22 protein-coding genes are annotated in these 22160 nt (G+C 50.1%); 13 read left to right on the top strand and 9 right to left on the bottom strand.

The window, feature by feature from the left end; translation table 11 throughout:
* Positions 1-53: 53 nt before the first annotated feature.
* A complete protein-coding gene (locus ACYVAM_RS03100; protein WP_461063802.1) occupies positions 54-968 on the bottom strand; it encodes a sugar phosphate isomerase/epimerase family protein in 915 nt (304 codons plus the stop codon).
* 439 nt (positions 969-1407) lie between these two features.
* Between ACYVAM_RS03100 and ACYVAM_RS03095 the strand changes: the two genes are divergently transcribed.
* Complete coding sequence (locus ACYVAM_RS03095; protein WP_461063800.1) at positions 1408-2277, top strand: hypothetical protein; 870 nt, start codon at positions 1408-1410, stop codon at positions 2275-2277.
* Between the two features lie 11 nt (positions 2278-2288).
* Positions 2289-2675: a hypothetical protein gene (locus ACYVAM_RS03090; RefSeq protein WP_461063798.1), complete on the top strand. Its 387-nt coding sequence runs from the start codon at positions 2289-2291 to the stop codon at positions 2673-2675.
* A 155-nt stretch (positions 2676-2830) separates the two neighbouring features.
* Here the strand turns inward: ACYVAM_RS03090 and ACYVAM_RS03085 are convergent, their stop codons facing one another.
* The 5 genes from ACYVAM_RS03085 to ACYVAM_RS03065 all read right to left on the bottom strand — a co-directional run bounded on the left by ACYVAM_RS03085 (position 2831) and on the right by ACYVAM_RS03065 (position 8125).
* Entirely contained in the window at positions 2831-3124 is a 294-nt protein-coding gene (locus ACYVAM_RS03085; RefSeq protein WP_461063796.1) for a response regulator transcription factor, read from the bottom strand.
* A gap of 52 nt (positions 3125-3176) precedes the next feature.
* The gene (trpS, locus tag ACYVAM_RS03080; protein ID WP_461063794.1) at positions 3177-4154 is read right to left on the bottom strand and encodes a tryptophan--tRNA ligase; all 978 of its coding nucleotides are present in this window, start codon (positions 4152-4154) and stop codon (positions 3177-3179) included.
* 131 nt (positions 4155-4285) lie between these two features.
* Positions 4286-6553: an NADP-dependent malic enzyme gene (locus ACYVAM_RS03075; protein ID WP_461063792.1), complete on the bottom strand. Its 2268-nt coding sequence runs from the start codon at positions 6551-6553 to the stop codon at positions 4286-4288.
* Between the two features lie 72 nt (positions 6554-6625).
* Positions 6626-7663 carry a hypothetical protein gene (locus tag ACYVAM_RS03070; RefSeq protein ID WP_461063790.1) on the bottom strand — a complete coding sequence of 346 codons (1038 nt, stop codon included), beginning with the start codon at positions 7661-7663 and terminating at the stop codon, positions 6626-6628.
* 45 nt (positions 7664-7708) lie between these two features.
* Complete coding sequence (locus tag ACYVAM_RS03065; protein WP_461063788.1) at positions 7709-8125, bottom strand: hotdog fold thioesterase; 417 nt, start codon at positions 8123-8125, stop codon at positions 7709-7711.
* Positions 8126-8256: 131 nt separating this feature from the next.
* Here ACYVAM_RS03065 and ACYVAM_RS03060 point away from each other — a divergent pair, with 131 nt between their 5' ends.
* From ACYVAM_RS03060 to ACYVAM_RS03035, 6 genes are all read left to right on the top strand, one after another.
* Positions 8257-8892: a histidine phosphatase family protein gene (locus tag ACYVAM_RS03060; protein ID WP_461063786.1), complete on the top strand. Its 636-nt coding sequence runs from the start codon at positions 8257-8259 to the stop codon at positions 8890-8892.
* 196 nt (positions 8893-9088) lie between these two features.
* A complete protein-coding gene (locus tag ACYVAM_RS03055) occupies positions 9089-10186 on the top strand; it encodes a sensor histidine kinase (protein WP_461063784.1) in 1098 nt (365 codons plus the stop codon).
* 110 nt (positions 10187-10296) lie between these two features.
* Positions 10297-11034 (top strand): LytR/AlgR family response regulator transcription factor, encoded by a 738-nt coding sequence (locus ACYVAM_RS03050; RefSeq protein ID WP_461063782.1) that lies wholly within the window; start codon positions 10297-10299, stop codon positions 11032-11034.
* Between the two features lie 68 nt (positions 11035-11102).
* Positions 11103-11900, top strand: a complete 798-nt coding sequence (locus ACYVAM_RS03045; RefSeq protein ID WP_461063780.1) for an RsiV family protein — start codon at positions 11103-11105, stop codon at positions 11898-11900.
* 132 nt (positions 11901-12032) lie between these two features.
* The gene (locus ACYVAM_RS03040; protein ID WP_461063778.1) at positions 12033-13568 is read left to right on the top strand and encodes a hypothetical protein; all 1536 of its coding nucleotides are present in this window, start codon (positions 12033-12035) and stop codon (positions 13566-13568) included.
* Entirely contained in the window at positions 13565-13852 is a 288-nt protein-coding gene (locus ACYVAM_RS03035) for a hypothetical protein (protein ID WP_461063776.1), read from the top strand. Before ACYVAM_RS03040 ends, ACYVAM_RS03035 begins: the two co-directional genes overlap by 4 nt.
* Positions 13853-13857: 5 nt before the next feature.
* Here the strand turns inward: ACYVAM_RS03035 and ACYVAM_RS03030 are convergent, their stop codons facing one another.
* Together ACYVAM_RS03030 and ald are read right to left on the bottom strand one after the other, a co-directional pair.
* On the bottom strand, positions 13858-14340 hold the full coding sequence (locus ACYVAM_RS03030) for a group II truncated hemoglobin (RefSeq protein WP_461063774.1): 483 nt from the start codon (positions 14338-14340) through the stop codon (positions 13858-13860).
* 92 nt (positions 14341-14432) lie between these two features.
* Entirely contained in the window at positions 14433-15563 is a 1131-nt protein-coding gene (gene ald, locus ACYVAM_RS03025) for an alanine dehydrogenase (RefSeq protein WP_461063772.1), read from the bottom strand.
* A 175-nt stretch (positions 15564-15738) separates the two neighbouring features.
* Here ald and ACYVAM_RS03020 point away from each other — a divergent pair, with 175 nt between their 5' ends.
* From ACYVAM_RS03020 to ACYVAM_RS03000, 5 genes are all read left to right on the top strand, one after another.
* Positions 15739-16203 carry an Lrp/AsnC family transcriptional regulator gene (locus ACYVAM_RS03020; RefSeq protein WP_461063770.1) on the top strand — a complete coding sequence of 155 codons (465 nt, stop codon included), beginning with the start codon at positions 15739-15741 and terminating at the stop codon, positions 16201-16203.
* A gap of 126 nt (positions 16204-16329) precedes the next feature.
* Positions 16330-17295 carry a Kelch repeat-containing protein gene (locus ACYVAM_RS03015; RefSeq protein ID WP_461063768.1) on the top strand — a complete coding sequence of 322 codons (966 nt, stop codon included), beginning with the start codon at positions 16330-16332 and terminating at the stop codon, positions 17293-17295.
* 45 nt (positions 17296-17340) lie between these two features.
* The gene (locus ACYVAM_RS03010; protein ID WP_461063766.1) at positions 17341-18240 is read left to right on the top strand and encodes a 3-keto-disaccharide hydrolase; all 900 of its coding nucleotides are present in this window, start codon (positions 17341-17343) and stop codon (positions 18238-18240) included.
* A complete protein-coding gene (locus tag ACYVAM_RS03005; protein ID WP_461063764.1) occupies positions 18237-19409 on the top strand; it encodes a DUF1624 domain-containing protein in 1173 nt (390 codons plus the stop codon). Before ACYVAM_RS03010 ends, ACYVAM_RS03005 begins: the two co-directional genes overlap by 4 nt.
* A gap of 70 nt (positions 19410-19479) precedes the next feature.
* The gene (locus ACYVAM_RS03000; RefSeq protein ID WP_461063762.1) at positions 19480-20061 is read left to right on the top strand and encodes a Uma2 family endonuclease; all 582 of its coding nucleotides are present in this window, start codon (positions 19480-19482) and stop codon (positions 20059-20061) included.
* 78 nt (positions 20062-20139) lie between these two features.
* On the opposite strand, the gene acs is transcribed toward ACYVAM_RS03000, so the two are convergent.
* Positions 20140-22059 carry an acetate--CoA ligase gene (acs, locus tag ACYVAM_RS02995; RefSeq protein ID WP_461064217.1) on the bottom strand — a complete coding sequence of 640 codons (1920 nt, stop codon included), beginning with the start codon at positions 22057-22059 and terminating at the stop codon, positions 20140-20142.
* Positions 22060-22160: the final 101 nt, after the last annotated feature.

Genomic DNA, 22160 nt, shown 5'->3' with positions numbered 1-22160 from the left:
CCATTTGAGTTAACGGTAGGTTTATGGTTGGTGTAGAACGGTACTCTGAGATTTTAGAGCACCAGGAACTGACTGAGGTAATTTCGAGCGGTCAGAATGGCCGTTTTGACATCGTCGGGATGGCTTTCATAGGCTTTATCTTCCACCTCGATACAAACAGGGCCTCTATACCGAACGTCCGTCAGGGCGGCAAAGAAATCGCGCCACCGAACATCGCCCAGACCAGGAAGTTTGGGCGAATGGTATTCCAGCGGATTGGCCATGATACCCACACGATTCAGTTTGTCGCGATACAGTTTTACATCTTTCAGATGAATGTGGTGCAGCCGGTCGCGATAGTCATAAATGGGTTTGACTTCGTCCATGATTTGCCAGATCAGGTGGCTGGGGTCGTAGTTGAGCCCCAGCGTCCGAGAGGGAATAATCTCGAACATCCGATCCCAGATGGCTGGGGTCGTGGCCAGGTTCTTACCCCCCGGCCACTCATCGTCGGTGAACCACATCGGGCAATTTTCGATACCGATTTTCACGTTACACGCTTCCGCTTCCCTGACGATGGCGGGCCAGTGTTCAGCATACAGTTTCAGGTTATCGGTAATGCTTAATGATGGGTTTCGGCCAATAAACGTGTTAACAACCGGAACGCCCAGCTTGGCGGCTGCCCGGATTATTTTCTTGATGTGTTCGCGGTAGAACTCTGCTTGCCCGGGGTTCGGGTCGAGGGGATTTGGGTAATAGCCCAGGCCAGAAATAGCCACGTTATGGAGCCGGGTCAGCGAGTGAATCTGGTCGACGTTCAGGTGGTCGACATCGATGTGCGTTACACCTGCATACCGGCGTGCATCGGCGTTGCCCGTTGGCCAGCACATGACTTCAACGCATTTAAACCGATGTTCTGACGCAAATTGGAGAACGCCATTTAAATCATAATCGGCCAGGATAGCCGAAACAAAGCCGAGGTTGAGCATATAAGGGTTTATTGCAGCCCGGATGGCCACATCCGGGCGGGTTAACACACATAGGAAAACACACGTCCGGATGTGGCCGTCCGGACTATTGTCAATACCCTGCCGAGTTACGCGCAGTCAAGTAGTTCGCCTATTCCGAAACTAAAAAACAACGACATAAACTGCTGAATGAAAACCAAAGGTAAAGGCTTTGGCGGTATAGAGGAGAGGACGTTCACGGAAAAGATCGGGACGACGCCTGGCGGCTTTGGGTGTTTGTTGCCAATAAAGGGTGTTTCTCCGGTAGGATTTTTTTAAACAGACGGGCATATTGCAGGGATTTTATACGCATTCGAGAGGTAGATTACCCCTAAAAGTGAGCTTCCTTCATCGCGTAGTCTACCGTTCTTTTACTGCCAGTCAACAGTTGGCAGAAACGTAAATTCCGATTTGCTATCGTATGAAAAAGAGTCAGCTCATTATCTATTCACTGGTTGTCGTTTCCTGGCTGGCAGTGGGTTGTGTTAGCAACAAAGCGATAAAAGAATTCACGGGCACATCCCTCGACGCCACCCGACGATTGCCGGTATTGGCTGCTGATCTGGCCGAGTCGTGCGTTCGGCAAAATCAGTATGGCGCCATCCGGGAGGGTCAGTTCGATCCCATCAAACTGAGGCAGGACGCCGAAGCCGAGAAAGCCTGTATTTCTCTGAAAGCCTCTGAAACGAATTTTGTCGTTGCCAATAAAGTACTTGTCCAATACCTGCAAATACTGGACAAATTGGCGGGCGACGATGTAGTTACCTACGATAAAAGCATCGACAAACTAGTTGCGAACCTGGGCGATTCCAAACTTATTCCCAAGGCGCAGGTAATGACGCTGTCGAAGCTTGCGAATTTGATAAGCGATGCCTCGTCAACGGGGTGGCGACGGAAGAAGTTAGGCAAAGCCATTGCGCAGGCCAATCCCGATATTCAGACGTTGCTGACGACGCTGTCGACGATTATAAAAAACGACTATGTTCAGCTGTTACAAAATGAGCAACTGGCTGCCAAAAACTTCTACCTGAGCACGATAAAAGAAAACGCAAAAAAAGAACCGGTGGCCGTTGTTCTTTTGCAGCAGCAGTGGAGTAAGGAGCTCAACGCACTGGAGGACAGGAAAGTCGCAGCCTCTACTTACGCCAGCATTCTGACAACCATTGCCCAGGGACACCAACTCCTGTTTGACAATCAGGCCAGGCTGAGCCGGAAGGAAGTGAAAAAGGAAATTTTAGATTATACCTCGAAGCTGATCCCTCTGATCGGCGAAATCCACGATAAATTTTAAGCCCTATCGTTATGGAACTAACGGCTGATCAGGCTCGTACGCTGGCGCGATCTTATTTCGATCTGGCGCAGGCACTGGGTGAATATCGCTTCGATAAATTTGATGCCTTAACCGCATCTAAACGCAAAAAAATAGAAGAATTTGAGCGGGCGCTGCTCGATTCATCAACGGCGTTTACCTCGCTGGCTATGTCTATTTCGCTGGCTGACCTGGAGCCCGTTCTGGCTCGGGTTGGCGAGGTGACAACGACCATGAAAGATAATATCAACGAACTGCAAAAAGTGGATCGAGTGCTTAAAATTGCAGGTAGTGCCGTTCAGCTAGCCGGTGCTATACTAACCGGTAATCCGACGGCAATTTTTGAGGCTGTCGATGAGTCGGCATCCCTTTTTGCCTGAGTGAATTTGTTTTTTGATTTGTCGGGTTAATTGGGTTCGCATTAAATAAGCGCAGAAAGATTATCTATTCATTCTCGCCGGGTTTTAACCCGGCGAGAATGAATGAAAACTGGCCTTATTTACGTCAAATCAATTAACCTGACGAATCAAAATAATTACAACGGCACAATTCCCGTTCGTACGGCCCACATAGCCAGCCCAACCCGGCTTTTGACTTGTAAGCGTTCAAAAAGGGCTTCCCGATAGCCGTCAACCGTGCGGGGACTGACACACATTTTGTCGGCGATTTGAACGTAGGTTAGCTCGGAACAAGCTAATTGTAAAAAATGGCGTTCACGATGATTCAACTGAACAGCGTCCAGATTATGGTTAGAGGAAGGATTGTACATTGTGTGGTGCGTATTAGTGTTCAGGCTAAAGGTAGATAACTGCCTGAAAAATAAACGCATACGCACTTTTTTCTTGAACGAAGTGAGTTAACGGTATGCTTTTTTTACAAGGCTACGAAAAGCCCAGTTTCTCCCGAACTCGGGCAATCGTTTTGCTCGCAACGGCACGTGCTTTCTCTTCGCCTGCCTGAAGTTCGGCTTCCAGCGCATCGTTGTTGTTCATATAATAGGTAAAGCGTTCGCGTTCGGTGGCAAACCGTTCCAGGATAAGTTCGTAAAACGCTTTTTTTGCCATTCCGTACCCGTAATTGCCCCCTTCATACAAACCCCGCATCCCGGAAATCTGCTCGTCTGAAGCCAGCAATGAATACAACTGGAAGGTGATGTCCGAATCAGGGTTCTTCGGCTCTTCAAGCGGAGTCGAATCCGATTTGATCTTCTTAATCACTTTCCATAACTCATTTTCGGGTAAGAAAATGTCGATGTAATTATTGTACGACTTGCTCATCTTCGCCCCGTCGATGCCCGGAATCGTCATCAGTCGATCATCAATCCGGGCGTCGGGTAGCACAAACACCTCACTGTCATATTGCCGGTTAAAAATGCTGGCAATATCACGCGTCATTTCAATATGCTGGCGCTGGTCTTTTCCGACCGGAATAATCTCGGCGTCGTATAAAAGAATGTCTGCCGCCTGCAAGACCGGGTACACGAACAAACCCGTATTGACTGGTCCGCTGGAGCGATCTGATTTTTCTTTAAATGAGGTAGCATTATTCAACATCGGTATCGGCGTGAAGCAACTCAGGTGCCAGGCTAATTCGGTATGCTCCGGTACCCTCGACTGCCGCCAGAACGTATTCTTATCTGTATCTAAGCCAAAAGCCAGCCAGGTAGCGGCTACCGCCCGGGTAAACTCCCGCCGGGTGGGACCATCCTTGATCGTGGTCAGCGAATGGAGATCAGCTATAAATAAAAACGACTCATTATCAGGATGTTTCGATAAGTCGATGGCTGGTTTGATCGCGCCCAGAATATTGCCTAAATGCGGCCGGCCGCTGCTTTGAATGCCCGTTAAGATTCGTGCCATAGTTTGTATGTAGTATTCAGTTTACGGTTTGTGGTTTGTGGTTGGCTGACGCGCCAGTGGACTGGCCAAGCTATGTATGTGTCAGCTAACCGTAAACCACAAACTGTAAAACCACAAACCGTAAACTGTATTTATTTTCCTTGTGCTTCGACAACGGCGATGGCGACCATATTGACAATTTCGCGTTCCGACGAACCTAGCTGCAATACATATACCGGCTTCCGAATGCCCAGTAGAATAGGGCCGATGGCATCGAAGCCAGCCGCTTCGCTCATCAAGTTATACGCAATGTTGGCCGCCGATAAGTTAGGAAAGATGAGCGTGTTAGCGCCTTCGCCAACCAACTTACTGAACGGGTGATTTTGCTGAAGCAATTCGGTATTAAAGGCTAAGTGCGCCTGAATTTCACCATCGACAATCAGATCTGGGTGTTTCTGTTGTAGAATTTCAACCGCCCGATTCATCTTCTCCGCATCTTCGCCCTTGGCGCTACCAAAGTTGGAATAAGTGACCAGGGCAATGCGTGGTTTGATGTTGAACCGCTCAACCGTGCGGGCTGTCAACTCGGTGATCTCAACGATTTCTTCAGCTGTGGGGTTGAAGTTTACCGTGGTGTCGGAAAAAAACAAGGGGCCACGTTTGGTGAGCAGAATGTACATCCCAGCCACTTTTTTAACGCCCGGCTCTTTGCCAATAATCTGCAGCGCGGGCCGAATGGTATCGGGGTAGCTGCGGGTCAGACCCGAAATGAGCGCATCGGCTTCGCCCGTTTCCACCATCATCGCCCCAAAGTAGTTGCGATAATACATCATTTTCCGGGCTTCGGTCGCGTTGACGCCCTTGCGTTTGCGCTTATCGAAATAGACGTCGGTAAACCGATCGATCAAACCTGATTGTTCGGGCGACCGTGGATCAAAAATGGGAATCTGACCCAGATCCAGACTGTTTTCTTTGATGAGTTGCTCAATGGTTGCCCGTTCACCCAGCAGGATTGGGGTCGCAATGCCTTCATCCCGAACCTGTTGGGCGGCTTTTAGTACTTTCAAATTCTCTGCATCGGCAAAGACCACTCGTTTGGGGTTTGCTTTGGCTTTGGTCAGAATGACCCTGGAAATCTGGTTATCCTGCCCCAGCCGTCGGGCAAGTTGTTGTTCGTAGGCGTCCCAATCGGTGATGGGCAATCGGGCCACGCCCGAGTCGATAGCGGCTTTAGCCACGGCTGGCGCCACCGTCGACAGCAGGCGCGGATCAACGGGTTTGGGTAGAATATAGGTTCGGCCAAAAATCATGTTGGATTCACCATACGCCAGGTTGACCAGATCAGGTACGGGCTTTTTAGCCAACTCTGCCAGCGCATAGGTAGCCGCCAGCTTCATGGCTTCATTGATTTCGGTGGCGCGCACATCCAGCGCACCCCGGAAAATGTACGGGAATCCCAGTACATTGTTCACCTGGTTGGGATAATCGGACCGGCCGGTGGCCATAATGATGTCCGGGCGGGCCGCCATGGCTTCGTCGTACCCAATTTCGGGCGTTGGATTGGCCATGGCAAACACAATGGCATTGGGGGCCATCGAGCGAATCAGATCCTGGTTCACAATGCCGCCTTTCGATAAGCCGATAAATACATCGGCACCGGCAAAGGCATCGGCCAGCGACCGAATGTCGCGGGTGGTTGCGAACGGGCGCATCAACTCGCTCAGGTCGGTGCGGTCTGTGCGGAGTGGGCCGTTTACATCGAACATCACGATGTTCTCATGTTTGGCCCCCAGGGCAACGTACTGGCGAGCGCACGAAATGGCGGCAGCCCCAGCGCCGAGGATCACAAACGCAGCTGTTTCAAGGGGTTTATTGACCAATTCGAGGGCATTGAGCAAAGCGGCTCCACTAACGATGGCTGTCCCGTGCTGGTCGTCGTGCATGACCGGAATGTTCATGTCGCGTTTGAGCCGTTCCTCAATTTCGAAACATTCCGGGGCTTTAATATCTTCCAGATTGACTCCACCAAAGGTGGGTTCCATAATCTTGACCGTGCGGACGAACTCGTCGATATTCTTCGTATTCAGCTCAATGTCGAAGACGTCGATGTCGGCATAGATTTTAAAGAGCAGGCCTTTACCCTCCATAACAGGCTTGCTGGCAGAAGGCCCAATGTCGCCCAGGCCCAGCACGGCCGTGCCATTGCTGATCACGGCGACAAGGTTTCCTTTGGCGGTATATTTAAACGCATCATCGGGGTTGGCTTCAATGGCCAGACAAGGCTCGGCCACGCCCGGTGAGTAGGCTAACGAAAGGTCGCGTTGGGTGCTGTATTCTTTTGTCGGAATGACTTCCAATTTACCCGGACGCCCTTTGGAATGGTAATCAAGGGCATCTTCGCGCCGGATTTTCTGATTCATACGAATGTTGATGAGTTTTTTGCTCAACGGTTGGGAGCGCGAAGGTACGGAAAAAGTCAGCCGGGTGGCGTATCAATCTGCTCCGATAACCGGCTGACGATCTACGGCAATCCAACCGACCCAGCATAAAAGCAGTAAAAAGCTGAGCAAGAATGTACGCTGGAGTGGGTTGGTGTGCGTTGGCTCCTGAACATCGGTGAGGTTGGGGGCCAGGCTATGTACGAAATCACCCTGCTCAACCCCAAAAATGGAAATTTCACTGTAATGATCGTACTTATCGCCAAACGTAAGAGGCTCCGTTTTAACCAGCTTTTTTTGCAAATCACTTTGCCGAAGGAGCAATGTAATGGGCTGGTTAGGCCGGATCGCATAACGAAGCGTATCCAGCCGATTGTCAAAATTATGACGGCCAACGTAAAACGAATAGCCGGGAAAGCTGCGTAAGGTGAGTGTTACGCCCGTTAGTCGGCTTTTGTTTCTGTTTTCCTTTACCCGAACCACTACGTCCGTAAGGGAGGCAAGCGGAGCGGAGGTTTTTTCAACGGCGTTGTGTGCCAGATAACCGAAAGCGATGTTCACCAAAATGAGCATACTTTGAGCGATGATTAACCAGCGGAGCCGGATCTTCTCCGTTTTTGTCAATACTGTTTTGAAGGTAATGGCCTGTCCATACTGTGTGAAGGTCTCCTTCAGGTATTCGTAGTCGCGAAATTCATTGGAGCGAATCACAAACCAGTTATCGGTCAGGTAAATCGTCAACTCCATAAATGTTCCCATCTTCGACTCGCTGGGCCGCTCATTATACGCCAGAATGGACTCGTACGCATGTTGGGAAGGCGTCTGTCCCGATTTTTTGACGCTGAAGGTTGCGTCATCGAACATGTGTATGGCGATCGTTTGCCACATGGAATACGTGACCCACATAAATACCACAAACCCCCCTATCAGAAAGAAGCTCAACAGCGTGTTCCAGTTGGGATAATACGGCGCTTCAAAAATCAATAGGGTAGGCCCGACCACCGTTGTCCCCAGCAGGAGCAAGAAAAGGAGCCAGCGAAAAAAGGTATTGATGGGTTTTACCCTAAAAAGATAATGGGGCTGATCGCTCATCTGATAAATGCCTTCTTGAGGGAGAAATAGGAATGTATATCCTTGCTAACTCCCAACAACGGCAACTGTCAGGCGACTTACGCACACCAGTTTACCCTGCTCGTCGGTAATGCGAATGTCCCACACATGGGTCGTTCGTCCGGTATGAATAGGCGTACACCGGCCATAGACCCAGCCATCGCGTACGGACCGAATGTGATTGGCGTTGATTTCCAGACCTACCGCCCGTTGGGTGGTAGGATCGTCCAGCATCATCCAGGAAGCGACGCTGCCCAGCGTTTCGGCCAGCACCACCGAGGCTCCGCCGTGCAGAATGCCAAAGGGTTGATGCGTGCGTTTGTCGACGGGCATCCGGGCAATCAAATACCCTTCGCCCGCTTCAACGAATTCGATGCCGAGGTGTTTGCTAATCGAATCGGTATCCATAAAACCAAGGGTAGTCAGGTCGAAGCCAGCTTTCATACGATTAAGTTTACGTGAATTTAAGCGCAATGTTTACCGCGAAACCTTGTCTCTGAAACAGATAAATACGGTGTTTTTTGTAATTTTGCACTCAAATTTGGAAAAAATTGCCAATAGGCAAGGCGAGACGATTGATACAGAAAACAATTTATCTGATTCGCCACGGCGAAACCGACTATAACCGGCGGGGAGTAGTCCAGGGCAGTGGCGTCGATTCAGACCTCAACGAGATGGGAAGAGCACAGGCTCAGGCTTTTTTTCAGGCCTACCAGCACGTGCCATTTAGTAAGATTTACATTTCAGGCCTCAAGCGGACTTACCAGACCGCCGAACCTTTTATTGAGCTTGGGCTGCCTTTCGAAAAACTAACCGGGCTGAATGAGATCAGTTGGGGCGTTATGGAAGGCAAAGCGCCCGGTAATCTGGAAAATGAGTATTACCGCGCGCTGATCGAAGCCTGGGCATCGGGAAATACGGCCAGAACGACCGACGGTGGAGAAAGTCCGGATCAGGTGGTAGCCCGGCAAAAAGAAGCCATCAACACTATTCTGGCACATCCTGAAGAAGAAACCATTCTGGTGGCCATGCACGGCCGGGCCATGCGTATTTTGCTGTGCTGGATTACCAACCAGCCACTTTCGATGATGGATCAGTTCGAGCACAGTAACCTTTGCCTGTACAAACTACAATACGACTACGACACGACGGCCTTTACCATTGAGTTGGCGAACGATACGGCGCACCTGCTATCGCTGGCAATGGCATAAGGGAAAAAGTAAGACAAGCTAGTGATGAGAAACGGATTGATGCTTTCTGCAGAATCGTTATATCGCTTCAGTCTATTCTTCCGCTTACGAACCCGGCCTTCCCGCTTTTTTTCCACTGGTGTAGTATAACCTATCCGCTGGAGTTAAACGATTTATATTCGCTGATTGACGAGTAGCGGGGCCGTAACAGAAAGGTATGTCGAAGCAAAGAATATATTGGTTTTGTCAGCTGTTCGGCTGGTCACTCCTCATTTTGGTGGAGTATCTGGCCTATTTGCTGGAAGATGGCTTTCAGGCCGATGAACTGTATTTAGCCATTGCCAATATCTTTCTGGGTATTACCCTTACTCATCTCTACCGGCTCATGATTCGGCGGTGGAACTGGGTGCGGCTGCCTTTCTTTCAACTGGCTCCCCGGGTGTTACTGTCTGTTTTTGTACTGGCCCTGATCATGACCATGGTCAATTTACCCATGGATCGGCTCATTGTCCCACAGCATTTGATGGACGAACCCTGGCCCTTATTCGGCTATATCATGACCTGGGGTAAAACCATGCTTGCCTGGGTGTTGAGTTATACGGCTTACCATTATGTGGAGGAGAACCGGAATGCCGAAATCGAAAAAATACTGCTCAAAACGAGCATTCGGGAAACCGAAGCCAAAGTATTGCGGTCGCAATTGAATCCGCACTTTGTGTTCAACGCCCTGAACAGCATCCGGGCGCTGGTCTATGAAAATCCAACAAAAGCCCAGCAGAGCATTACCCAACTTTCTAATTTGTTACGCAATTCGCTGCTGGCCGACCGGCGCAAAACGGTTGAACTTCGCGAAGAAATCAAAACCGTGGAGGATTACCTGGCCCTCGAAAAAGTGCGGTATGAGGAACGCCTGGAGTCATCGATCGAACTCGATGGCCGTACCCTTTACTGGCAGGTTCCTCCCATGATGCTGCAAACGCTGGTCGAAAATGCCATCAAACATGGCGTGTCGACGGCGGTAGGGGGTGGGTTTATTGAGGTGAAATCCAGCCTAGTAATGGATAAGCTCCACATCATTATTCGAAATACGGGCGTTCTGGGCGATAAAAAAGCCTCCGGGGGCTTTGGACTTGCCAATACTTCGCAGCGGCTTGAACTGCTGTATGGCCCCGATGCCCAGTTTCATATTTTCCAGGAAGATGACACCCTCCATGGGCACCCTGTTGTTTGTGCCGAAATAACCATTCCTGCCCAATCGGAGGGAATGTTCAGGCGCGAAAAAGTAAAAAGCCATGAAGGACGAGCGATAAATTAATTCTTGTCTATTCTAAACCTATGAGGTTTTAGAAACCGCTCCGACGGCCCGGCTCATAGGTTTTTAAACACACCAAATCAGAACCGATTATTTATCATTCAACCCTTATAATGAAAACCCTGATCATTGACGACGAACGCCTGGCTCGTAACGAGTTGCGTCGGTTGCTGGAAAACTTTCCTAAAATTCAGATTATTGGCGAAGCCGCCAACGCCGATGAAGCTCTTCCGATGATTGAAGAACTGGAGCCGGACCTTTTGTTTCTGGATATTCAGATGCCGGGCAAAAATGGATTCGAACTGCTACAGTCCATTGAAGGAAAAACTCCGGAAGTGATCTTTACAACGGCTTTCGACGAATACGCCATCAAAGCATTTGAATTCAACGCCCTCGATTATCTGCTCAAACCTGTCGAACTGGCACGTCTGTCGGAGGCTATTCATCGGGTAGAAGAAGAGCAGCACAATCAGGAATCGGCTCACACAACGTCGGCTGGTACGTCGACGAAGATATTGGGTGAAAATGATCAGGTCTTTGTGAAAGACGGCGAAAAATGCTGGTTCGTTAAACTAGGGAAGGTGCGGCTTTTCGAATCGATGGGTAACTACGTCCGGCTCTATTTCGATGATCAGAAGCCACTGGTGCTCAAGTCGTTGAATGCACTGGAAGATCGGCTCAATCCCGCTACGTTTTTCCGGGCAAATCGCAAACATATTATCAATTTGCAGTGGATTGAAAAGATCGAACCCTGGTTTAGTGGCGGTTTACTGGTTACCCTTAGAGGAGGAGATAAAATTGAAATTAGCCGTCGACAGGCCATCCGGTTTAAAGATTTGTTAAGTTTGTAGTATAGGGCGCCTGGTTTGTCGGAAATTTTATCCTGACAGCCAAGTGCTGCTAGTACGACAACGTCCTCATGAAGCATATCTTAGCCCTATTTTTTTGTGGCTTATTCTATATCGTTACGGCTTGCCATTCGACAAATTCAACGCCACCCGCCCTCGAAAAAAAGCAGTACGTATTTACGGGTTCAAACCGCTGCGATACGGCAAAAAATGCCGGTGTCGATGTTTCTGTCGCGTTTGTGTTACTTAAGGATGATACAGAAGGCTCCCGAAAAATTAATGATAGCCTTCGTCAGCTGGCCGCAAACAGTATCGTGGGCTGGCTCGACAGTGCATCGGTAGCCGAGCATCCCGAGGCAAAAACGGACCTGGCCAAAGCCGCTTCGCTGTTCGCCACCGATTATGAAGTTGTCCGTAAAGATATAGGTAACCTGGGTGGTTGCTGGGAAGTAAAGACGACTGCCGACACCGTTCATGTTGGTCCTAAAGCATTGACGGTGAAGTACGAAACCATGGCTTATACGGGTGGTGCGCATCCAAACTCCAGCCTGTCTTTTTATAACTTCGACCGAAAAACGGGCCAGATGCTAACGCTCACCGATATGGTTTCGGACACAACGGCACTGCTTGATTTAGTAGAAAAAGCATTTCGGGAGCAACAGCAGGTAATGCCTCAGAATAACCTTGAAGAGCGAGGGTACTTTCTGCGCGACGGTCGGTTTTTTCTGCCAGCCAATGTAGGGATGAGCCCCAGAGGTATGATATTCTATTATAATCCCTACGAAATTGCTGCATATGCCGTTGGGCCAATCCAGGTTACGGTGCCTTATGCCCAACTCGATGGGATATTGCAAAAAGACTGGCACTAAAAATTCCTTTTGTTACCAATATGGGTAGATTATTAAATTGATCAGCCAGAAAGACGTTTGCCCATCGTAATTTCGTAAATTTGCTTCACAAGATGTGCCGATCACTGCCTGCAATGGGCTCCTGGTTTATGTATGAGAACAAAGTGGATTGCTCCGGTTGCTGTCAGTAGCCTGATTTTACTTCTATTTTTTTGGTTTAAGATTATCCGGTTTCAGGGACTGTACTACACGTTCAATGACATGTACATCTTTCTGCAGGCGTCATGCAGCTGGATGAATGGACGACCACTACTTTACGAAAACATATGGGGATACGACGACCGGATTCATAACAATTATGCCATGCTACTCTGGGGGCCGCTCATTTATATAGCCGGTCCTTATGCGGTTTTTACAATTCAAACGGGACTTTCGCTGTTGAGTTATGGCTTACTGCTTCGTCAGCTTGGTACCCGAATGGCAAGCTGGGCCGTCTGGTTTATGCTATTCGTTTTACTGGCAGGCCCCGTTTGGTTCTGGTTCAATGACCACCCGGGCATTGGCTGGCATCCCGAATTGACCTATTTTCCGCTTTCCATTCTCTTCATTCTGGCCTTACAGGCAAAGCGTCCCGGCTGGTTCCTGCTCACGGCTCTATTGATTGTCCTTGTTAAAGAAGATGGGGCCTTACTGGCCGGCGCCATTCATCTGGCGTATTTAAGTATACAATACCTCGTCACCGATCGCCAGCGGAACGTCTTTGGTCTGCTGGCGCTGCCGAAGTTCTGGATTGTACTGGTAAGCTGGGCTGTTCTGTTTATCGCAGGAATGGCGTTTTTATCCTATAAAAATCACGCAGCTGAGCCGGAACCCCGTTTGCAGCAAGCCCTTACGGCGATTCAGAACGGGTTGCATGAATCTGTCTTTCTTCGCCGAAATGGCCTGTTGTTCATGCAGACAGTTGCCCTCCTGTTGCCCTCCATTGGCGCGTTGTTGTTCGGGTTATACCAGGTAAACTGGCGACAATCGGGAAGTATTCTGCTGGTGTATGCCGTGGCGCAGTCCGCTTTGCTGGCGTCAAACTGGGTGCAGGGAGCCACCTACTATGGCACAAACCCTTATTTTGACCTGGTTTCATTAACGTGGCCTCCGCGGTTCGTACTTGTCTATACGTTCTCCGTAACCTATGGCCTGCTTGTATGGGTTTTGTTCGGGGCGGGCAAGATCGTATTTACCTGGAAACCTCTGCTGGTTGGCTCACTGCTATTTGTCAGCCAATTTCCCATTGTTCAATATGGACGCCCGGACTATCAATGGGGTACGCTGCTCCGTAATATGGTGAAACATCGATACGACCCGATTAAGGAGCCTATGCTACCGGAGTCCGATGTGGCTATTGTCCGGGATCTGGGCCACGCCATTCCGGCGCACTCCAATGTGTTCATCTTCGATTTTCTGATTCCATTTTTTTACCAGCATTACAACATTTGGCCAACCCAAAACCAGTGGGAGAACGCCGATCTGGCGATCATCCCCAAAAAAGACTTTCAAAATCTTGGCCAGTATCTGCCTCGGGTAATGAAACATCCCTACCGGGCGGTATCGTTAAACGAGTATACTATTTACGTTACGCCCACCTATGAGCCATACGTAAGGGATTTGTTATCACAAAAAAACGCGCCAAAATGACGCTGGATCAATTCAATACTTCGCTTAGCCAAAGCGAACCCCCGGCAGATCTTCATCCGGTACTAAAAGGACTCTGGTACGATGCCAGGGGAGACTGGGAGCAAGCCCACAACATCGCCCAAAGTCGGGAAGGAGAGCCGCCCTACGATCGGCTGCACGCGTATCTGCATCGAAAGGAAGGCGATCGCTTCAATGCCAGTTACTGGTATCGCCGGGCCGGGGCTACCGTTTTTGAGGGCTCTTTACAGGACGAGTGGACTGCGCTGGTGACGCACTATTTATAAAGTGATTAAGGAATATAGGGACCTCCTGTTTCGCCCCATCCCCAGCTTGGCATCGGGGCATCTACCTCTTCACTGACAACACCGGCTTTAGAGTTGATAACGGCTAATCGGGAGCCCCACTCCAGATAGCCGACCAGTGCCGACCGGAATTCCGGGTCGTCGGGTAGTCCGACGACATCGGCCGTGTCGAGGATCAGACCGATCCAGCGCTGCCTTTGGCTTTCGGTGAGATGCTTTCCCAAATGGTGGTGGATCATGTCGTAGTGGCTTCCTTCCTCCGAACTGTAGGTAGTCGGACCGCGGAAGACTTCGGCAATAAAATGGGCGACATGACGGGCATGGTCAGCCGACATACCCTGAAAGACCGGAGCCAGAAGGGCGTCTTCCTTAACACGCTGATAAAATAAGTCGGTCCAGGCTTCAAATTTTTCCATACCACCGGCCCACTCGTATAAAGTCGGTACAGTTGCTTTTGAGTTTGTGTTCATCTGAGAAGTCTTATTTTGCTGGTCAAATTACAAAAAAAAGGCCGCACTCGTAAGAGTGCGACCTGCGTCTGTCGATGAATAAGTAATATTTGTTAGGCCATTTCTTCGGCCGTCAGCAGCGTGCTCACGTCGGTCAATGGCAAGTTAAATGCTTCAGCAACGCCTTTATAAACCACTTTACCATCCACGACATTCAATCCCATTTTGAGATCTGTGTTGTCGAGGCAAGCCTGTTGCCAGCCTTTGTTGGCCAGTTGCAGTGCGTAGGGTAATGTGGCATTGGTCAGGGCAAGCGTACTGGTATATGGAACAGCACCCGGCATATTGGCGACGCAGTAATGAACGACACCGTCAATAATGAAGGTTGGATTTTCGTGGGTGGTGGGGCTGCAGGTTTCAATGCAACCGCCCTGATCGACAGCTACGTCTACCAGTACTGTACCCGGCCGCATCTGTTTCAACATCTCCCGCGTAATGAGGTGGGGCGCTTTAGCACCAGGAATCAGCACAGCACCCACGATCAGGTCGCAAACTTTGATCATCTCCCGAATATTATATTCGTTCGACATCATGGTTTGCACGTTTGGCGGCATGATATCCGACAGATAACGCAGACGAGCCAGGCTGACATCCATGATGGTCACGTGTGCGCCAAGACCCGCAGCCATTTTGGCGGCCTGTGTCCCGACGATACCACCGCCCAGAATAAGTACGTTGGCTGGTTTTACACCCGGTACACCCCCGAGCAGAATGCCCCGGCCTTTCAGTGGTTTCTCTAAATATTTTGCTCCTTCCTGAATCGCCATCCGGCCCGCTACCTCCGACATGGGAACCAGCAGGGGCAAACTACGGTCAGGACGCTCCACGGTTTCATAGGCCAGGCAAACCGCTTTTTTAGCCAACATGGCCTGGGTCAACTCTTCTGACGAAGCAAAATGGAAATACGTAAACAGCAACTGGTCCTGTTTGATCAGGTTATATTCACTGGCAATCGGCTCTTTCACCTTCATGATCATTTCGGCAATGCCGTAAACGTCTTCGATGGTCGGGAGCATCGTCGCACCAGCCGCAATGTATTCTTCATCCTCGAATCCACTGCCCTCACCCGCATTGACCTGTACATACACCGTATGGCCATGCTTACGTAGTTCGGTTACACCAGCGGGCGTTAGCGCCACGCGGTTTTCGTTGTTTTTTATTTCTTTTGGAACACCAATAACCATGACGAATGAGTACGATTGGAGGGTTGTTTAATTCCTTGTCACAAAGGTAAAGTCGCTATGTCTGTTTTCTAATAGAAACTTGTTTTTCAGGATAAAGTACTTATCAACGCTATTTATGAAGGAAAAAAATCTATAAATTGCCGGATAACATAGCCCACGCCGTAAAAATGCCGTTATGGAAGGTTTAGATAAAACGGATCGCCGGATCCTCACGCTGTTACAACAAAATGCCCGATTGACGATCCAGGAGATCGGGCAGCAGATCAATCTTTCGAAAACGCCGGTTCATGAGCGCATCAAACGACTCGAACGGGAAGGTGTCATTGATCGCTACGTAACGATTTTGGATAAGAAGAAACTAGGGAATTTGCTGATCGTTTTCTGCCAGGTAACCCTTGACCGACAAACCCGCGATGCCTTTGCCGATTTTGAATCAGCTGTGCGCGTTTTGCCGGATGTTCTGGAGTGCAATCGCGTGTCGGGTACGTTCGATTATCTGATCAAAATCGTCAGCCGCGACATGGAAACCTACAATTACTTTTATCAGGAGCAGTTGTCCGTTATTCCGGGAACGCTGCACATCAGTAGTTTTTTTGTCATGGCCGATGTGAAAAATTCCACCGTCATTCCTGTTGAGTAGGCCATCCGATCAGCTTGTTGGTCAGTCCATTCTGTTTGGTTTGGCAAAACGATGGTTAGTTAGAGTAGTATCCGGTGAAAATATGATTTATTGATTCGTCTTGTTTTCTTCTCATTATTGATGTTTATGAAAGTATATTACGTTCCGCTTCTTTGTCTGCTGGGCAGTTTCCTGACCGGGCAGGCTCAGAGCTGGCAACCCGTAGTCACCCAGAATACCTGCTCGACCCGGCATGAGAATGCGGCAACGCTCATTGGTGATAGCCTATATGCAGTCGGTGGGCGCGGCATGAAACCATTAGAAGCACTGAATCTGAAAACGCTGGTGTGGCAAACCCTTCCGACGCCACCCGTCGAGATGAACCATTTTCAGGCCATTACGTACAACGGAGAGCTGTATGTCATCTGCGCTTTCCAGGGAAAATACCCGCACGAAACGCCCTTGCCGAACATCTACATCTACAGTCCTAAACAAGGAAAATGGCGTACGGGCCCCGAAATTCCGAAGGAACGGCTTCGGGGTTCGGCCGGGGTAGTAGTCTACAAAAACAAAATCTACTTGGCTTGCGGTATCACCGACGGGCATTATGACGGCCATGTTGCCTGGTTCGATGAGTATGACCCGAAAACCAACACCTGGAAACGACTGCCCGACGCACCCCGCACCCGCGATCACATCACAGCTGCTATGGTGGGCGATAAACTATATCTGGCGGGCGGCCGTAACTCGACGGCGCGTATCAATAAAGTACTCGAAACAACCATTGCCGAGGTCGATGTGTACGATTTCAAAACGGGACGCTGGGAAACGCTGCCTGCCAGTTCAAACATTCCAACGCAGCGAGCCGGGGCCACGGCGGTAACCCAGGGCGGCAAAGTCTGGATTATTGGTGGCGAAACGGTGCAGTTGCTGGCCCATAACGAGGCCGAAGCACTCGACCCGAAAACGAACAAATGGACCGCCGGGCCGACCTTAAAACAGGGTCGGCATGGCACGCAGGCCGTTGTTCATGACGGAAAAATTTACATCGTTGCGGGCTCGGCCAATCATGGTGGCGGCCCGGAACTGAATACGGTCGAAGTATTGAAGTAAGCATGACAAAAATAGCCTAAGGTCATTTATCCCGTCCTCCTACGTATGAAATCATTCCTATACATCGTCTATATTATTCTGTTTACCTCCAGCTTATCATCTGCGCAAAAAGCGGCCAGTAAAGAGGAGTGGGTGTCTATTTTTAATGGCAAAGACCTAACCGGCTGGGACATAAAAATTGCCGGACGACCGTTAAACGACAATTATCAAAACACGTTTCGCGTCGAAAATGGGATCATGCGCGTTGTCTATGACCAGTACAAAACCTTCGATGGGAAATACGGGCATATCTATTACAAGAAGCCCTATTCATACTATCGGGTGCGGTTCCAGTATCGGTTTTTGGGGAATCAAACGCCAGAGGGCGACTCCTGGAATGTTCGGAATAGCGGCATTATGCTCCATTCGCAATCGGCCGAAAGTTTGTCGCTCAATCAAACGTTCCCGGTCTCCCTGGAAATGCAGTTACTGGGTGGTCTGGGTAAGGGAGAGCGGCATACGGGCAACTTGTGCACTCCCGGCACGCAGGTATACATGAACGGGGAACTTCATACCGAACATTGCACGGATTCTGACTCGAAAACGTATGATGGCGATCGTTGGGTAACGGCCGAAGCGATTGTGATGGGCGATTCGATCATTCATCATCTCATTGATGGTGATACCGTATTGACCTATCAGCGTCCGCAGGTGGGCGGTGGTTTTGTGAGTCAAGACCACGATTGGAAGGCCGGCCGATTTAGTACTGAGGCCGAGAATTACTGGATCAAGCGGGCCAATACCCCACTTGGTAGCGGATTTCTTGCCTTACAAGCCGAAAGCCATCCCATTGATTTCCGGAACATAGAGGTGCTTGACCTTGCTGGTTGTATGAATCCGAAAGCCCTGAATTATAAGTCATACTACGTGAAAGCGGACAACACGAAGTGCCGGTATAAGAAATGAAGCGCGTCAATGCCATCGACATAATCCGTGGGCTGGTCATGGTCATTATGGCCCTGGATCACGTTCGGGATCTGCTGCATACGCCCGCCCTCACCCAAAATCCGACCGATCTGGCGACGACGACACCGGCGATCTTTATGACCCGGTGGATCACGCATCTATGCGCCCCAACGTTCGTTTTTCTGTCGGGTACATCGGCTTATCTATCGTTGAGGAAACAACAGGCAACGCATGGCGATGACAAAGCGGCCCGCCGGTTTCTGCTGAAGAGAGGTCTGGTTCTGATCCTGCTCGAACTAACGGTTGTCAACTTTGCCTTCTGGTTCGACATTCATTTTCAATCGCTGATGTTGCAGGTGATTTATGCCATTGGGGGCAGCTTGGTTATCTTATCGCTCCTGGCGAAATTACCCGTTAAGTGGGTGGGCATTATTGGCCTGGTCATTCTGTTTGGTCATAATACCCTGCAGTTGGTGCCCGCGTTCACCAATCCGACAGCGAAAGTGGTATGGGCGTTATTATTCCGAACGGAATTCTTTCCGTTCAGTCCGCACTTCGTTATGCTGGCAGGCTATCCACTCGTTCCCTGGCTGGGAATTATGCTGGTTGGCTTTGCGACAGGGCAATTGATCGAACGCCCGATCGAGCAGCGAAAACCGTTGCTCATGCGCATCGGTTTAGGGGCTTTGCTTTTATTTGTCCTGTTGCGTGTCCTGAATATATACGGCGACCCAGCACCCTGGTCTACCCAGAAAACCGGGCTGTTCACCGTTTTATCGTTTATCAACGTCACCAAATATCCGCCTTCGCTTCTATATGCGCTGCTCATGCTGGGCCTGATGCTACTTTTCTTATCGGCTGTAGATGGGAAGGATAATGCGTTTACCCGCTGGCTCACCGTGTATGGCAAAGTGCCGATGTTCTATTACATTTTACACTGGTACCTGGTGCATCTGGCCATGATCGGAATGAGTCTGCTTCAGGGCTATTCACTGGCTGATTTGCCAACGGGACCCCTGAACTTTGGCCGACCGGCCAATGCGGGTGTTTCTCTGGGCGGAGTTTATCTAGTATGGCTTGGCCTGGTTCTTCTGTTGTACCCTCTTTGTAAATGGTACGGGAAGTACAAAACAGCTCACCCGGAGATTGGCTGGCTGCGGTATATATAAGCACCAACATTCGTTTTGATGGCAATTTAGTATTCAGTAGATTTGGTATTAGCTGATAACGCACCTGACTATGCAACTTCCCCTGCACATACCTCAACTCGACGGTTTTACCGATGATGAATTAGTGAGGTTCTGTCTGGCCAATCCTGAACTAACGATTGAACGCGACGAGAATGGTATTTTATACATTAATATGTCTCCCACCCACCTGCTGACAAGTACAAATAATAGTGAGTTAAACGGCGAGTTCGTTATTTGGAATCGTAAGGCTAAAGCTGGCAAGGTGATTGATTCTAACGGCGGCTTCTTTTTGAAGGACAAATCAATGAAAGCGCCCGATGTCGCCTGGATACGACGCGAACAATGGGAAGCACTGAGCAAAAAAGAGAAACATTCCTTTCCTCATCTGGCACCAGATTTTGTACTCGAATTAGCCAGCGACTCGGATAATCTGGACCTAGTCAAAGAGAAAATGGAGAAGTGGCTTGCCAATGGTGTCCGATTAGCCTGGCTAATTTCACCGGAAGAAAAATTGACGTATATCTATCGGCCTGAACAATCTGTCGAAACAAAAGCCTTTACGGAAACGCTCTCCGGTGAGGATGTGATGATCGGCTTTGAGACGGTGCTGGCGGATATTCTGGAGGAGTAAGCCTACCTGCTCAAAAAAACAAGAACGCCGAACGGGCATCCGTTCGGCGTTCTCAACTCATTAAGTCGGCGACCTTTTTTACAACGCCCCCGCCTTGATGTCCTCGACAACAGCCGGATCGAGTAGGGTAGAGGTGTCGCCAAGGCTGCTGGTTTCACCCTCCGCAATTTTGCGCAGAATCCGGCGCATGATCTTCCCCGAACGCGTTTTTGGTAAGCCCGTGACAAACTGAATTTTATCCGGTTTGGCAATGGGCCCGATTACCCGACTAACCGTTGCCAGAATATCCCGTTTGGTCAGGTCGGCGTCGTGCCCTTCGGGAAACTGATCAGTAATGACATAGGCATAAATGCCCTGCCCCTTGATGTCATGCGGGTAACCGACCACGGCGCTTTCTACCACGCCGGTGTGCATGTTGATCGCATTTTCCACTTCGGCGGTGCCAATGCGGTGCCCCGATACGTTCAACACGTCATCGACCCGACCCGTGATTCGGTAATACCCATCTTCGTCGCGGAGGCAACCGTCGCCTGTAAAGTACAGTCCCGGATAAGTTGCAAAATAGGTTTGGCGGCAGCGTTCGTGGTCACCGTAGGTTGTCCGAAGCAGCCCCGGCCAGGGGAACTTGATACACAGATTTCCACTAACGCCGTTGCCTTCTATTTCTGCGCCATTTTCGTCAACCAGAACGGGTTGAACACCTGGTAGCGGAAGCGTCGCATAGGTTGGTTTGGTCTTGGTAATGCCAGCCAAGGGCGAAATGAGAATTCCGCCCGTTTCGGTTTGCCACCAGGTATCCACAATGGGGCAGCGGTTTTTACCAATGTTGTCGTCGTACCAATGCCAGGCTTCTTCGTTGATGGGTTCACCCACCGAGCCAAGCACCTGCAAACTGCTCAGGTCGTGGTTTTCAACCGTGTCCAGCCCGAAACCCATTAACGACCGAATGGCGGTCGGGGCCGTATACAGGATGTTGACGTTATGTTTATCCGTAATATCCCAGAAGCGTCCGGCATCGGGGTAGGTGGGTACCCCTTCAAAAAGCAGCGATGTCGCGCCACTAGCGAGGGGGCCATAGACGATATACGAGTGCCCGGTAATCCAGCCGATATCGGCGGTGCAGAAGAAAACCTGACCCGGCTCGTACTGAAACACATTCTGGAAGGTGTACGTCGCATACACCATGTAGCCTCCGCAGGTATGCACCACGCCTTTGGGTTTGCCTGTCGAGCCGGAGGTGTACAGAATGAACAGCATATCTTCGGCGTCCATTTCTTCGGCCGGACAATCGGCGGTGACCTGCTTGAGCTCCTGTTCCCACCAGACGTCGCGCCCTTTGAGCATCGAGACGGGCGTACGGGTGCGGGTCAGGACAATGACCCGTTGAACGGTTGGACAACCCAGCAACGCATCATCGACGGTGCTTTTCATCGGAATTTCTTTGTTTCCCCGATACGCGCCATCCGACGTGATGATCAATTTGCACTGTGCATCGTTGATGCGGTCGGCGATACTCTGGGCCGAAAAACCACCAAATACGACGGAATGGATTGCTCCAACGCGGGCACAGGCCAACACCGCAATGGCTAGTTCAGGAACCATCGGCATGTAGACGCAAACCCGGTCGCCTTTTACTACGCCATTCCGTTTCAGGACGTTGGCAAACCGACAAACCTGGTCGTGAAGCATGCGGTAGGTGAGCGTAACTCCGGCTTCGTGCGGGTCATTTGGTTCCCAGATAATGGCCGGTTGGTCGCCCCGCGTGGCCAGATGGCGGTCGAGGCAATTTTCCGTGATATTTAATTTGCCACCAATGAACCACTTTATACTGGGTTCGGTGAAGTTCCATTGCAGGGTTTTGGTCCAGGGTTTACGCCACTGAAATTCCTGGGCTATTTCGGCCCAGAACGACTCAGGATCGTCAACACTCTTTTGATAGGCTGTCTGGTATTCGTCAAAGGTTCGGATACGCATGGGTTTGTGACGTTGTTGGGGAATTGTTGTATTCAGCCGTTAAAGGTAAAACGGTCTGCGGAATTTTGGCGCACATTTACCGGCCAAACTTCCTGATTGGCTATTTAGGGTGGCTTGGCACCCGA

It is taken from the genome of Spirosoma horti (assembly GCF_054776595.1).
Note: the sequence above shows the minus strand (reverse complement) of the source record. Positions and strands in the feature narration are given on the sequence as shown.

Coding starts and splice junctions, on each gene's coding strand:
- ACYVAM_RS03070 (WP_461063790.1), bottom strand. CDS start 7,663: ATGAGCGATCAGCCCCATTATCTTTTTAGGGTAAAACCCATCAATACC.
- ACYVAM_RS03075 (WP_461063792.1), bottom strand. CDS start 6,553: ATGAATCAGAAAATCCGGCGCGAAGATGCCCTTGATTACCATTCCAAA.
- ACYVAM_RS03030 (WP_461063774.1), bottom strand. CDS start 14,340: ATGAACACAAACTCAAAAGCAACTGTACCGACTTTATACGAGTGGGCC.
- ACYVAM_RS03065 (WP_461063788.1), bottom strand. CDS start 8,125: ATGAAAGCTGGCTTCGACCTGACTACCCTTGGTTTTATGGATACCGAT.
- ACYVAM_RS03005 (WP_461063764.1), top strand. CDS start 18,237: ATGAAGCGCGTCAATGCCATCGACATAATCCGTGGGCTGGTCATGGTC.
- ACYVAM_RS03100 (WP_461063802.1), bottom strand. CDS start 968: ATGCTCAACCTCGGCTTTGTTTCGGCTATCCTGGCCGATTATGATTTA.
- ACYVAM_RS03040 (WP_461063778.1), top strand. CDS start 12,033: ATGAGAACAAAGTGGATTGCTCCGGTTGCTGTCAGTAGCCTGATTTTA.
- ACYVAM_RS03085 (WP_461063796.1), bottom strand. CDS start 3,124: ATGCGTTTATTTTTCAGGCAGTTATCTACCTTTAGCCTGAACACTAAT.
- ACYVAM_RS03090 (WP_461063798.1), top strand. CDS start 2,289: ATGGAACTAACGGCTGATCAGGCTCGTACGCTGGCGCGATCTTATTTC.
- ACYVAM_RS03050 (WP_461063782.1), top strand. CDS start 10,297: ATGAAAACCCTGATCATTGACGACGAACGCCTGGCTCGTAACGAGTTG.
- ACYVAM_RS03045 (WP_461063780.1), top strand. CDS start 11,103: ATGAAGCATATCTTAGCCCTATTTTTTTGTGGCTTATTCTATATCGTT.
- ACYVAM_RS03000 (WP_461063762.1), top strand. CDS start 19,480: ATGCAACTTCCCCTGCACATACCTCAACTCGACGGTTTTACCGATGAT.
- trpS (WP_461063794.1), bottom strand. CDS start 4,154: ATGGCACGAATCTTAACGGGCATTCAAAGCAGCGGCCGGCCGCATTTA.
- ACYVAM_RS03015 (WP_461063768.1), top strand. CDS start 16,330: ATGAAAGTATATTACGTTCCGCTTCTTTGTCTGCTGGGCAGTTTCCTG.
- ACYVAM_RS03095 (WP_461063800.1), top strand. CDS start 1,408: ATGAAAAAGAGTCAGCTCATTATCTATTCACTGGTTGTCGTTTCCTGG.
- ACYVAM_RS03020 (WP_461063770.1), top strand. CDS start 15,739: ATGGAAGGTTTAGATAAAACGGATCGCCGGATCCTCACGCTGTTACAA.
- ACYVAM_RS03010 (WP_461063766.1), top strand. CDS start 17,341: ATGAAATCATTCCTATACATCGTCTATATTATTCTGTTTACCTCCAGC.
- ACYVAM_RS03055 (WP_461063784.1), top strand. CDS start 9,089: ATGTCGAAGCAAAGAATATATTGGTTTTGTCAGCTGTTCGGCTGGTCA.
- ald (WP_461063772.1), bottom strand. CDS start 15,563: ATGGTTATTGGTGTTCCAAAAGAAATAAAAAACAACGAAAACCGCGTG.
- ACYVAM_RS03035 (WP_461063776.1), top strand. CDS start 13,565: ATGACGCTGGATCAATTCAATACTTCGCTTAGCCAAAGCGAACCCCCG.